At 38.9% G+C, this 12,481-nt stretch carries 12 protein-coding genes; 6 read left to right on the plus strand and 6 right to left on the minus strand.

The features are described 5' to 3' along the window. The first annotated feature begins 102 nt into the window (after positions 1-102). From fahA to GQR54_RS15565, 3 genes are all read left to right on the plus strand, one after another. Complete coding sequence (fahA, locus tag GQR54_RS15555; RefSeq protein WP_166378833.1) at positions 103-1,416, plus strand: fumarylacetoacetase; 1,314 nt, start codon at positions 103-105, stop codon at positions 1,414-1,416. A gap of 144 nt (positions 1,417-1,560) precedes the next feature. After that, positions 1,561-2,724 carry a M23 family metallopeptidase gene (locus tag GQR54_RS15560; protein ID WP_166378835.1) on the plus strand — a complete coding sequence of 388 codons (1,164 nt, stop codon included), beginning with the start codon at positions 1,561-1,563 and terminating at the stop codon, positions 2,722-2,724. Then, positions 2,714-3,217 carry a polymer-forming cytoskeletal protein gene (locus GQR54_RS15565; protein ID WP_166378837.1) on the plus strand — a complete coding sequence of 168 codons (504 nt, stop codon included), beginning with the start codon at positions 2,714-2,716 and terminating at the stop codon, positions 3,215-3,217. The genes GQR54_RS15560 and GQR54_RS15565 overlap by 11 nt, the downstream gene beginning before the upstream one ends. 1 nt (position 3,218) lies before the next feature. On the opposite strand, the gene GQR54_RS15570 is transcribed toward GQR54_RS15565, so the two are convergent. Continuing rightward, positions 3,219-3,692, minus strand: coding sequence for a hotdog fold domain-containing protein (locus GQR54_RS15570; protein WP_166378839.1), 474 nt, complete (start codon positions 3,690-3,692; stop codon positions 3,219-3,221). Between the two features lie 184 nt (positions 3,693-3,876). Here GQR54_RS15570 and GQR54_RS15575 point away from each other — a divergent pair, with 184 nt between their 5' ends. From GQR54_RS15575 to GQR54_RS15585, 3 genes are all read left to right on the plus strand, one after another. Beyond that, positions 3,877-5,076, plus strand: coding sequence for a multidrug effflux MFS transporter (locus GQR54_RS15575; protein WP_166378841.1), 1,200 nt, complete (start codon positions 3,877-3,879; stop codon positions 5,074-5,076). Further along, positions 5,073-5,717, plus strand: coding sequence for a LysE family translocator (locus GQR54_RS15580; RefSeq protein WP_166378843.1), 645 nt, complete (start codon positions 5,073-5,075; stop codon positions 5,715-5,717). Before GQR54_RS15575 ends, GQR54_RS15580 begins: the two co-directional genes overlap by 4 nt. Before the next feature lie 66 nt (positions 5,718-5,783). Further along, entirely contained in the window at positions 5,784-6,248 is a 465-nt protein-coding gene (locus GQR54_RS15585) for a methylglyoxal synthase (protein WP_002958191.1), read from the plus strand. A gap of 19 nt (positions 6,249-6,267) precedes the next feature. Here GQR54_RS15585 and yegD read toward each other — a convergent pair whose 3' ends face one another. The 5 genes from yegD to GQR54_RS15610 all read right to left on the minus strand — a co-directional run bounded on the left by yegD (position 6,268) and on the right by GQR54_RS15610 (position 11,997). After that, entirely contained in the window at positions 6,268-7,632 is a 1,365-nt protein-coding gene (yegD, locus tag GQR54_RS15590) for a molecular chaperone (protein WP_166378845.1), read from the minus strand. Between the two features lie 62 nt (positions 7,633-7,694). Continuing rightward, positions 7,695-8,537: a DNA ligase gene (locus GQR54_RS15595; RefSeq protein ID WP_166378847.1), complete on the minus strand. Its 843-nt coding sequence runs from the start codon at positions 8,535-8,537 to the stop codon at positions 7,695-7,697. Between the two features lie 33 nt (positions 8,538-8,570). Then, positions 8,571-9,227, minus strand: a complete 657-nt coding sequence (locus GQR54_RS15600) for an HAD family phosphatase (protein WP_166378849.1) — start codon at positions 9,225-9,227, stop codon at positions 8,571-8,573. A 71-nt stretch (positions 9,228-9,298) separates the two neighbouring features. Beyond that, positions 9,299-9,598: a hypothetical protein gene (locus GQR54_RS15605; protein ID WP_166378851.1), complete on the minus strand. Its 300-nt coding sequence runs from the start codon at positions 9,596-9,598 to the stop codon at positions 9,299-9,301. A gap of 116 nt (positions 9,599-9,714) precedes the next feature. Beyond that, positions 9,715-11,997, minus strand: coding sequence for a TonB-dependent receptor (locus GQR54_RS15610; protein ID WP_166378853.1), 2,283 nt, complete (start codon positions 11,995-11,997; stop codon positions 9,715-9,717). Positions 11,998-12,481 lie beyond the last annotated feature (484 nt).

Below are 12,481 nucleotides of genomic sequence, written 5' to 3' on the forward strand. Positions count from 1 at the left end.
TGCTTTTTGTCGTTTTAATATTTAAAAAGTATTGCGCTGAGTACAAGTATGATTAAATAAACTATACCTTGTCGCCATACAGTAAAATCCAAAGGAAATGTAATGAGCCTAATTAACGAAACCCATGATATTAATTTAACCAGCTGGGTAGAGTCAGCTAATGTTGATAATTGTGACTTCCCTATTCAAAACTTACCGTTTGCAGAGTTTCGTCGCAAAGGGTCTGATGAGGCCTTTCGTGGTGGTGTTGCAATTGGCGACCAAGTAATTGATTTAGCAAAACTGAGCAAATTAAACGTTTTAAAAGGTGACGCAAAAACAGCCGCTGATGCAGCAAGTGAAGCAACCCTAAATACATTTATGGGTTTAGGGAAGCAATATTGGTCAGCACTTCGTTTAGCGCTTTCAAAAGCACTACGAGCAGGCTCTGAGCACCAACAAGCACTTAGCGATACACTTGTTGCACAATCTGATATAGAGTTTTCACTACCTTGTCGCATCGGTGATTACACCGACTTTTACACCTCTATTTACCATGCAACCGCCGTGGGCAGTTTATTTCGCCCTGATAACCCATTACTACCTAACTATAAATGGGTACCTATTGGTTATCATGGTCGTTCTTCTTCAATTGACGTATCGGGTCAAACATTTCATCGCCCTAAAGGTCAAACTAAAGCGCCAGATGCAGAAGTACCGTCATTTGGTCCGTGTAAGCGCCTTGATTACGAACTAGAAGTAGGTATTTACTTAGGTAAAGGTAATGCACTGGGCGATGCAATTGCGATTGAAAATGCAGAAAATCACGTATTTGGCTTTTGTGTATTTAACGATTGGTCAGCACGCGATTTACAAGCATGGGAATACCAACCGCTTGGTCCATTTTTAGCTAAAAACTTTGCCTCAACTGTATCACCTTGGATTGTTACAACCGAAGCATTAGCGCCTTATAGAACAAGCTGGACACGTGATGAAAACGATCCACAGCCCATGGACTATTTAGAATCAAAAGCGAACCGCGACCAAGGTGCTTTTGATATTCAAATGGATGTTAAAATTCAAACGCAAAAAATGCGCAGCGAAGGGCATAACCCTACACGCGTATCAACATCTAGCTTTAAGCACTCTTACTGGACTGTGGCACAAATGGTTACTCATCACACAGTAAACGGCTGTAACTTTATGCCAGGTGACATGTTAGGTTCTGGCACTCAATCTGGTCCAACGCATGAAGAGGCGGGTTCTTTACTTGAGCTTTCTCGTGGCGGTAAAGAAAAAATCACGCTAAGTAATGGCGAACAACGCAACTTTTTAGAAGATGGCGATAACGTTATTATGCGCGGTTGGTGTGAAAAAGAAGGTTATGTACGTATTGGTTTTGGCTCTGTAGAGAGCACAGTACTGCCTACAAAATAATACGCATATTAAAAAACATCATGAAAAGGGATGCTTACTAAAAGCAGCCCTTTTTTATTAATTTTCGAATAGTTACAATATTTTTCTGGCTTTTTAAACTCAAATTGCTATCTTAATCTAGTTAATAGCCAGTATTTAGATGCCATGTCAGTATTTATAAAGTCTTTTTATCAAAAATTTTTCCCGGCTCGTCAGCTGCTTATTCGCCAAAATGGAGAGGTTAAGCATGTTGTTTTAGCACCTTGGTTTCAACTTCTTGTAGCATTGCTTATTTTAGTTACTTTTGCTTGGCTGAGTATTTCGAGTTTTCGTGTTTACACACAAACAAATAAAATTTCTGACATAGAACAAAGTCAAATAAATAAACAAACACTTTGGCAGAAAAAAGCCTCTGAACAGCATGCCCTTCAAGCTACCCAATTAGAACAACTTGCAGTACTTGAGCAAAAACAAGCGCTGCTACAGAACATGATAGAATCTCTTCCAAATTCGATTAGTAAAGATGCAATTAAATTTGATGAAGAACTTCAATCACCAATTAATGAAAGTAGCGGTGAGTTTCATGAGCCGTTAATCGATGAAAATAAAAAAGATAAACAAGTACAATCAATAAGCCCAATTACATTTACAGAAAGATCTGTTCGTTTAAATAACTATTACGAACAAAATTTTACTCTGTTAGGTAGTCAGATAAAAGAGCGACACGAAGCTATTTTATCCATGGTTAAAGGTGCAGGTCTTGAGTCGGCTCTTGAACAACATTTAATATTAAGCGCACAAATTACAGCGCAGGGTGGTCCGCTTGATATATTTGACGAAACAAAAATCCCAAGCCACTTTCTAGCCATTGTTGATAAATTATTAGTATTAAATAATTTAGAAAATTTTTTGACTGAGTTGCCAAACACTCTTCCCTTGGTTAATGCTAAATATTATATTTCGAGCAATTTTGGACTCAGAAAAGATCCGATGAATAGCAATCATGCATTTCATAAAGGAATTGACTTAGCTGGTTGGCATAAAACCAAAATATTTGCCCCTGCCGACGCTGTAGTTCTTAGAGCTGGTCGCAACGGCGGTTATGGTAACTTTATTGAGCTTGAACATAAAAATGGCTTAGTAACACGATTTGGTCATTTAAATAAAATCAAAGTTAAAAAAGGGCAGCTAATCACTAAACACGACGTAATTGGTCTAATGGGTAGCACAGGTCGAAGTACAGGTACTCATTTGCACTACGAAGTATTACTTAATGGCAAGCAAGTCAATCCTCTAAAAATAACAAAGGCGTTTTCTAGTGTTCAGTAAAAAAAAGCAAAAAGTAGATAACTCATCTTCAAATAACTCACCTTTAAAAAAGACAAGTCAAACTCCCTCTATCATCTCTGAGGATGTACGTATGACTGGTACTTTAATCAGCCAAGGAGAAGTGCAACTAGATGGTCGTATAGATGGTGATATTAAAGCTGAACATTTAGTTATAGGTTCTACTGGGGTTGTTGAAGGCATTGTTGAAGCTAAAAGTGTTGTTGTAAAAGGTAAAATTATTGGTACCTTAAATGCCAGTGAAGTAAAAATTCAGCATACGGCACATGTAAATGGCGATGTATTACATGATACGTTGAGTATTGATGCTGGTGCAGTTATTGAGGGCAGCTTAAAGCAGCGCTTTGAAAAGGAAAATGTTGAATTGATTAATGATAAATCTAAGCCTTCTGTAAGTGAGGTTAAAGTATTGCTTAAAGAAGATGATGCCAGTGGTTTGTCTTTTACTAATAAGAAAGCTGTAGAGAAAAAGTAAGTTACTTTTTCTCTGTAATGTACATTGTAATATCGGCAGTGAAAACAAGTTCATTGCGGGTATTATAAAGTTTAACGGGTACTACTAGGTCCTCTTTGTCAATCCATTTATGTGGTAAATCAATTTCAGCGACGGCTCTTACATCTGTATCTACTTTAGCCAAATACCTAACTGTCATCCCTTTAGGGATCCAACGATGCGTTTTAACGGGTACTGTTGCATCTACCATTACACCTGCACACAACTCAGCTAAGTTACACTGCGCAATAGCATGAATAGTTCCAATATGGTTATGGACGCTGCGACGATTTTTTACCACTGCGCTACAATGCCCTTCTCGAAGATCGAGCACGTAAGGTTTCATCGAACCAAAATATGGCGCTTTAAAACAAACAGCTTTAGTAAAAAGCCAGTTCCCAAAAGGTAAGTGCTTAAATTTGTGCCATGTTTGTACAAGTGCAGATTTATTACTCATTATTATTTTCCATCAACAGTTACTTTTATCAAACTAACACATCAGACCAGTTTTAAAAAGTGCATTTACACTGCCTTTTTAGCTTAATCCAATCAAAAAAATAAAAATGACAACCTATGCAGGGGTCATAAGCCCTTTCTTTTTTACGAGTGCCCACCTAAAATACTCGGCAAAAGGAGACTCAATGCAAACACAGCCCGCTAAACCTAATATGACTTTGTTACTTATCTTAGTGTTACTCGTTATATTTTGCCCTATGGCAATTGATATTTACTTACCCGCTTTTCCTACTATTGCAGAACAATTTGCAGTTACAGAACAACAAGTTCAGCAAACCGTTGCTATTTTTATGCTAACAGTAGGTTTGGGCCAATTAATTGCGGGGCCTTTGGCCGATAGGTTTGGCCGAAAGCCAGTGGCTATAGTGGGTATAAGCTTATATGCAGGCTCAGCATTACTTGCCTATTACTCGCCTTCTTTTGAGATATTGATGATTGCACGTGCCCTTCAAGGTTTTGGAGCCTGTGCCACATTTGTTGTCGCATTTGCGATAGTACGTGACAAATATGGCAGTGAACGAAGTGGACAAATGATCACCTACCTTAACGGGATTGTGTGCTTTATTCCGGCAATGGCACCTATTTTAGGAGCTTGGCTTACCGTACAATTTGGCTGGCGTATGAACTTTATGTTTTTAACCGCGTTTGCCATTGTAGGCCTTGTTGTTACGCTATTCTTTTTTAGAGAAACTCGTCCTGCTGATAGCCATTATCAGGGGCATATTTTAGATTTACGTCGCTTTACACCTATTATAAAAACACCGGTATTTTTGTTTAATAGCCTAATTTGCATGGTCTCAATGTCGGCCATATTAGTTTATGTGACGCTAGCTCCAGGCTGGCTCATTACGCATTTAGGCGGCACCGTAGCCGACTTTACTTTTTGGTTTACGTTAAACGCCGTAATAAGTATTGTCGCTAGTTTTATTTTACCAACGTACATTAAACGAAATAGCCAACGTGCTTTACGTGTCGGTGTGAGTGTACTGGTTTTTTCAGGCGTTTTAATGCTAGCCCTTAGCGGTATAGAAACGGCATTTGCGCTTATGTTACCTATTTTAATTGCAGCATTAGGCTTTGCTCTAAGTTTAGGCTCAGCTGCAGGTATGGCTCTGTCGAGTTTTCCTAAACAAGCAGGCACAGCCTCGGCATTACTTGGTGCTATGCAAATGAGTGGCGCGAGTATACTCGTTGTTTTAACCCAATATTTAGGGTTAAGTACACCGTGGTTAATTGCTTTTCATTTATTATTACTAGTTCCGCTTTGGATTATTTTAATGAGCAAAAAAGCACATACTTTACACCCAACTAAAAGCGCTCAATGATCAATCCTGATTTTTTAGTCTCGTTTTTATTAGCCAGCTTTTTAATGGCTGTAGCACCTGGGCCATCAAATGCATTTTTGATGGCACAAACATTTGCTAATGGTCGAAGCGCCGGCATGCAAAGTGCTTTTGGTTTTGCATTAGGTGGGGTTATTCATACTCTATTTGCTGTTGTAGGCCTAAGCGCAGTCCTAAAAGCTTCCCCTAGCGCCTATGCCGCAGTGCAATATGCAGGCGCAGCATATTTATGTTATTTGGGGTTTATGATGATTAAAGGCACGCTAAAGCAGCCAGAACCTATATCTGAGGGCAAGCAAACCGATAAACCGCATATAAGTACCAGTAAAAAAAGTAATGTCATGTTTCAAGCCATGATGACTGAAGTGCTAAACCCTAAAGTGGCGCTGTTTTTTATTGCATTTATTCCGCAATTTGTAGATCCAACGCTTTCATCTGCTACTTTTCAACTCGCTTTTTTTGGCTTACTTTACCCTCTTTTTGCTTTTCCGATTGACTGCACGTATATTTATTTTGGCGACAAAATTGCACAGTTTTTTAGACGTAACCCAAATAGCCAACTTTGGATTGATAGGATCACCGGCATTGTATTTATTGCCCTTGCTATCAATCTATTATTTTAACTAACCTGTACTTTGGTTAAGAGATTTATTCTTCCGAGTCTAGGTTCACCAATAAAAAGAATTAGCATGGAACAAAAAACACAATCTCTTCCCGCACAAAAAAATATTGCTTTAGTTGCGCACGACGGTAAAAAAGCAGCATTAAAATTATGGTGTGAAAAACACAAAGAAATACTAAGTAAGCACACTTTATATGGCACAGGTACTACCGGGCATTTAATTCAAAAAACCACGGGACTTGATGTAGTTCAGCTTTTAAGTGGTCCTATGGGCGGCGATCAACAACTTGGCGCTAAAATAGCAGAACATGAGATACATGTTTTAATATTTTTTTGGGACCCACTAGCATCACAGCCTCATGACCCTGATGTTAAAGCACTGCTGCGTTTAGCCGCTGTTTGGAATATTCCGGTGGCGTGTAATGAGGTGAGTGCAGATATGTTATTAAGCTCACCACTTATGGATGTAGAGCTTGAACGTACATTGCCAGATTACGAAAAATACCTCGCAACCCGACAAATAGATCTTTAAACCTCAATTGTAATCTAGGTTATTTATAAAGCATGCTGGCCCATTTAGTCAGGCCAGCAGTTACACTACCAAAGTGATCTCCGTTAACCATTTTTATATTGCCTAAGTGCTCACTTAAAGCCGCTTTAATCAATGGTGATTGTGCACTGCCACCTGTTAAGTAAATAATGTCTGGCGTGGTCGCAGCGTCGCTGATTGCTTGTTTTGCTAAAGTCACTATTTGACTAATACTACTCTCAACGGCAACAGCTAAATCGCTTACCGATACATTTTTATTCAGCCCACTATCTAAAAAGCTTAAATCACAATCAAACGCACTAGCTGATGAAAGTGCTATTTTAGCCGCTTCACCTTGCTGTACTAACTGATGACCTTGCTTGTTTTGCTGTAAATGTATTAAACGCTTATAAAGCTCAGGTGCACTTACATCACGTAATTGTGCATTTAGCTCTCGGGTATGGCTTTCACTATAAAATTGACTTTGTAAGTTTACATCGTTAATTTTACACGCTTGCCAAAACGCTTGATTAGGCAAAGGTAGACCTGATTTAAACGTACTGCCTAAACCCAATAACGGCATTAAACCATGAAAGCTCAAAGCAATATCTAAATCGTTTCCGCCAACACGTTTACCACTGTGAGATAAAAAATCGCTATCGCGCTGGCTATTTCCTCTAAAGCTTGGGCCCATTTGTACAAATGAGCAGTCACTTGTACCACCACCAATATCAATAACGAGTACTTTTTGATCCTGAGTTAAATCACTCTCGTAATCGATACCCGCAGCTAGTGGCTCATATAAAAACTCTACGTCTTTAAAACCAGCACGTTTAGCAGCACGCTCTAAAATACCGACCGCTTGTTGATTTGATTGCTCGCCACCCACAGCTTGAAAGTTTACTGGGCGACCAATCACTGTTTGTGTAAGTGTTTTACCTAAAGAGAGCTCAGCGCGTTGCTTAATTTTTAAGATCATCGCGGTTGCAATATCTTCAAAAAAGTTAATTTGACCTTGCTTTAAACCTGTTGCGCCAAAAAATGATTTAGGGGACTTAACAAAGTAGCCTTCTTCAGGAAACTGCACGTACTCGCTAATCGCTTCACGACCAATAAATAGGGTTTCATCTGAAGGTTGTAAATCAAGGTCTGACTTAATACGAGGTAAGGTATTTAATAATGCTTGGCGCTGCGTTAAAAAGTCATGATCATGGACTGTGCCATGTAAGTGCTTAGCAACAAAGTCAACAACCAAGGCACTGTGATGAGTGTAAAGTGTAGACGGTAAGTAATGTTTTCCTTGCTCTAGCGGTACTAATTGAACATTACCCTCGCTCATTACACCCATAGCACAATTAGAACTACCGTAATCAAAACCTACAAACATACTTCACCACACATTACCAAAAAGGCCGCGCAATTTAGCACACTTTGTAAAAATTATAAATGTTATAAACTATCTCTTACTCGTAAAAAACTAGCAAAACGCGGTAAACCGTTTTTTGTTAATCCATGAAATCGGTACGTTACAGTACTACCAATCTCCGGTGGAGTGGCGCGCTCTGCATCATTAAACCCAGTACCAATTGAAAACACCTGCCCTTGTGCTGTTTTTACCCTTAATGCCCCTAACATACCTTGGTATTTGCCTTTGCCTGGTAAGTGCGCAATTACAACCGCTTCTGCATCTAAATAAGGCTTTAATTTTAGTAATGCACTGCTTCGCCCATTGCTGTGCTTAGCACTAGCCAAATGTAGCATTACGCCCTCGCCGCCCTGCTTAGTTATGTTTTCAAAATACTCTGTGAGCTGCTCATTATTAGTAAAGCTATATTGAACTACAACGCTAATGTGCGGCGAGTTTAGGCTAGTAATAAGCTCATTATAGTTTTTATAACGAGTGCTAAAAGGCAGATTTTCATCTGGCATATCAAATATTTTATAAGTAATAGTTTGCCAATCATGATTATTAGGTTTTTTAGTTCTTACTATGCCACTAAGCGCAGAAAAGTGCTCACGCTTGGTCCATAGCTCACCATCAAGCCATACATTTGGCAATGGCGCTGTAAACCAACTCGGCGCATTGATAATATTGCCCTTGCGAGTAACAAACTGCGTGCCGGTCCATATAGCTCTTACGCCATCATATTTTTCACTGACTAAATACTTACTTACATCGTAATGTTTAGTTTCGTTATATACTTTAGCCAGTAAAACAGAGGGTTGTGCTGCACTTATACATTGCGTAAAAAATACAACAACAATTAAAAGCAGGTGTTTAATAGTAAACATTGGCGCATCCAAGCAAGTAAAAGTTGGCTTAAACTATAGTTGAGATTGCACCCATTGCCAAAACTCATCTAAGTTACTCATTTTATAGGTAGCTTGGCTAAAATCGTGATCTTTAGTGTGGCTATTAGCAATGGCTACAACACGTAACAAGGCGTTGTTGGCCGCCGTAACGCCAGTAAATGTATCCTCAACGGCTATTGCATTGCCTACCTGTATATTTATCTGCTTAAGTGCCAGTAAATATGGGTCTCCAGCAGGTTTAGGATTAGTTACATCGTCTTTTGTTACCACCGTGTCAAACAGCTCATAAAACCCTAAACCTTTAAGTATTGGCATGGCTTCACTTTTAGCACTACCTGTTACTAGCGCCATTTTTAAGCCACTACTTTTTACCGCTTTCAACGTTTGCTCAGTAAACGGCATTAGTGGCGGTAAATGTGTTATTACATATTCACCAAATAAACGGTATTTTTCATCTGCTAAAAATTGTGCGGTTACTGATAGATTATGCTCTTGCTTGATGTCGATGGCAGCTTCTAAAGTAGGACGCCCCGAAAAACGCTGACAAAAATCACTTTCTAAATAACTAACACCATAAGGCTTAAGTAGTTTACTCCAACATATAAAGTGCATGCTTTCTGAATCAACTAATGTGCCATCCATATCAAATAATACTGCTTCTAATGTCATCCTCATCCCTTATTTAACCTAAGCCAAATTTTGACAATAAAAAAGGCACCTAAGCGCCTTTATTTATACTATTACTCAGCCAAACCAGCTGGTGGCTCACCCGTTGCTTCTTCACCCGTATCAACATCAACAAGCTCGTAGCCGCGCGTTTTACGCATAACTTTAAGTACAGGCTTTTCAAATGCTGTTTTTAAACGATCTGAGTCATCTTTCAACTCATCAAGTGTTGTACCAAAAGGGGCTGCGCCTGTTTCTGACCAGTTAGTCACTTTACCGTTCAAGTTATATTCTACTTCATGTATTTGATATTGCGCTGCTTCATCTTTCGTTGCTTCACAAAAAATTACACGGTAATTCCAAAATCCAGCCATTGCTCTTCTCTTTAAATAAACCAATTAGGCGCTACTTTAGCAGCTCTAAAAGGGGTTATACAAATAAAAAAGCCTGCGCAATGCAGGCTTTTAAAGTAAATACTTTTAGCTATTAGTTAGAAAAATCTAACTTTAAACTCAGCACCTACGTAACGTTCTTCGTTAACAATACCCGTATTGTTATTAAAGTCTACAGCTCCAATAACTTGTTGCTCGTCAAATAAGTTACGAACAAAAGCGGCTACTTCGTATTCGTAATCGCCTTCAGACCATGTGTAACCTGTACGCAAACCTGTTTCAATAAGCTCTTTACCTTCAAACTCTACTGATTCGTAAAGGAACATATTGATTTTACTACGATAAGAAATATCACCGCTTGCGAAGAAGTTACCATCGGCAAGTTCTTTAGTGTAGCGAAGCGTAAAGTTAGAGATCCACTCAGGAGCATGCGGTAAGCTGTTACCATCAAGTATTGCAAAGCCTGAATTATTAATTGGATCAGTCACGTTTAATGTAACACGGTCAGGTACAGGTATGGATATACTGTCATCTTTTATTTCAGTTTTATTGTAGCTTAAGTTAAATGTTGCATTAAACTCATCACTTAGTACCCACTGTGTGTCTAGCTCGAAGCCGTAGCCCGTTGTTTTGTCTGCATTGATTAAGCTACTAGAGTTTGTATCACCACCTACAGCGGTAAGTTGCTGATCATCCATTGTGTAATAAAATACAGTTGCATTAACGCGACCTTGTCCATCTAACACGTCTGATTTAATACCTGTTTCGTACGATGTTACAGTTTCAGAATCAGCTATTGTTACTTCTTCATTAAACAAAATACGCCCTTGCAAACTTGGTGCACGGAATGTGTTTGCTACACGTCCGTACCAGTTAACATCATCGTTTACTTTGTAGTTTGCAGATAAATCCCAGCTTACATGGCTATCGCTTACGTTTTCAGGAATCAATTTTGGACCAACGCCAAATTCGCTAAGTGGGCTAAGTGTGCGGTCAGCTACAAAATCTTTTTCATCATCTGAATAACGAAGTCCAGCTGTTACTTTTAAATCATCAGATACGACATAATCAACAGAGCCAAATACTGCCCAAGCAGTTGTATCTTGTTGCTGACGAACAAAGCCATTTAAAGTACCATTATTTGAAGTGTCATAACTAAAGTTTTCAATCGTTAGTTCTTCATCAAAGTAAAATACACCTACTTGATAATTTAAATCACCATCAAAGTTACTAGATAAACGTAGTTCTTGCGTTAACTGGTCATGATCTGGAATGCCATCAGCACTTTCTGAAGAGAAAGGAATAAAACCAGGTCCCATAGCAACTGGAACGTCATCTATTGAGAAGCCACCGTAACCGCCGTCAATATCAGCGCGCGAATATATTTCAGCACTTTCCCATGCGGAGATAGACGTGATTGTGTGGTTTTTAAGTTCCCACTCAAGCTTTAAGCTTGCACCTTCAGATTCTACTTGTTGAGTAGAACGAGATGCTGCATCTTGATAAACAACATCACTTTCGTAATTATCTACTAGCTCGTTAGTACCCGTTTTAATTACATTTGCACGAAAGGCAATTGGCGAGCCATCTAAATCACGTGTGTGATAGTTTAATAAAGCAGTAAAATCGTCGCCTTCATATAAAAACTGAACACGTGCCGCTTTTTCAGTGTAACCACCTTGCTCGTCTTTAGCTTCAAAGCCTGGAGCTTGGTTATCAATGTAATCGTCTTTATCTTGCCATAATAATGAAACACGAGCAGATAAACGGTCAGTTAAAGCACCACCTACAGCACCACTTGTGTCTACAGCGCCACGGCTACCGTATGAAACAGAGCCATAACCATCAAATTCTTGGCTTGGTTTAACAGAATCAAACTTAACAAGGCCAGCCGGCGTGTTACGTCCAAATAAAGTTCCCTGTGGTCCACGTAATACTTCTACGCGTTCAACATCAAATACTGGGAAGCCTTTTAAAATTGCATTTTCTTGAACTACTTCATCAACAACAAGTGATACTGGTTGTGATGCATTCAAATCGAAATCGGTATTACCTAAACCACGAACGTAAAAGCGTGGGAATGAACGACCAAATGAAGATTCAATAGATAAACTTGGAATTTTCGCATTTAAAAAACGAATATCCATACCAGCTGAGCTATACGCATCAAGGTTATCACCTTGTAGAGCAGATACTGCTACAGGTACTTCTTGAGCGTTTTCTACACGTTTACGAGCTGTTACTTGAATAACTTCTAGTTGATTACTTTTTTTAGCTGTTTTTTCTTCAGCAGCTAAAGAAGAAAATGAAGTACCTGCTACTGCAGAGAACAACGTTGCATTGATTAGGGTAGCTAACGTAGATCTTTTCATTGCTTTCATGTTGGGTTTAACCTTTTTTGTGCACTCTTGTTCAACGGTTTTTTGTGTTGCGCAATGTATTCATTGCGGGCTCGTTCAATTTTTCGCGACTTGCGTCATGCGCGCGGACCTTATTACCGAGAGTACAAAAACGATGTTATAAGGCTGAACGAACGATTAAGATTATACCATTGTGTGACAATTTTACTGCATAAATATAGACATAATTAGAAACTTTTTTGCAACATTTAACTACAAAATTACGTGTTTTTATCAAAATTTAGATGCAAAATTCCAACACAAAGGACATATGTCCTTTATTGGATTTAATAAAATGGAGTAGGAAGAAGGGATTGTTTTACATGTTAACCTAAAATAGAAACACCTGTGCTTTTATTAAAAGCCCGACTTTAGTCGTAACACCGATCAGTTAAGGTATTTTTGATCGGTTGACCGATCTTTTGGTTGCTTCACAATACCCTTATCATCTTTTGATTATGAGGGT

Origin of the sequence: Pseudoalteromonas sp. Z9A4 (assembly GCF_011378845.1) — a bacterium.
Classification (GTDB): domain Bacteria; phylum Pseudomonadota; class Gammaproteobacteria; order Enterobacterales; family Alteromonadaceae; genus Pseudoalteromonas; species Pseudoalteromonas arctica.

Coding starts and splice junctions, on each gene's coding strand:
- GQR54_RS15570 (WP_166378839.1), bottom strand. CDS start 3,692: ATGAGTAATAAATCTGCACTTGTACAAACATGGCACAAATTTAAGCAC.
- GQR54_RS15600 (WP_166378849.1), bottom strand. CDS start 9,227: ATGACATTAGAAGCAGTATTATTTGATATGGATGGCACATTAGTTGAT.
- fahA (WP_166378833.1), top strand. CDS start 103: ATGAGCCTAATTAACGAAACCCATGATATTAATTTAACCAGCTGGGTA.
- GQR54_RS15595 (WP_166378847.1), bottom strand. CDS start 8,537: ATGTTTACTATTAAACACCTGCTTTTAATTGTTGTTGTATTTTTTACG.
- GQR54_RS15580 (WP_166378843.1), top strand. CDS start 5,073: ATGATCAATCCTGATTTTTTAGTCTCGTTTTTATTAGCCAGCTTTTTA.
- GQR54_RS15605 (WP_166378851.1), bottom strand. CDS start 9,598: ATGGCTGGATTTTGGAATTACCGTGTAATTTTTTGTGAAGCAACGAAA.
- yegD (WP_166378845.1), bottom strand. CDS start 7,632: ATGTTTGTAGGTTTTGATTACGGTAGTTCTAATTGTGCTATGGGTGTA.
- GQR54_RS15585 (WP_002958191.1), top strand. CDS start 5,784: ATGGAACAAAAAACACAATCTCTTCCCGCACAAAAAAATATTGCTTTA.
- GQR54_RS15560 (WP_166378835.1), top strand. CDS start 1,561: ATGTCAGTATTTATAAAGTCTTTTTATCAAAAATTTTTCCCGGCTCGT.
- GQR54_RS15575 (WP_166378841.1), top strand. CDS start 3,877: ATGCAAACACAGCCCGCTAAACCTAATATGACTTTGTTACTTATCTTA.
- GQR54_RS15610 (WP_166378853.1), bottom strand. CDS start 11,997: ATGAAAGCAATGAAAAGATCTACGTTAGCTACCCTAATCAATGCAACG.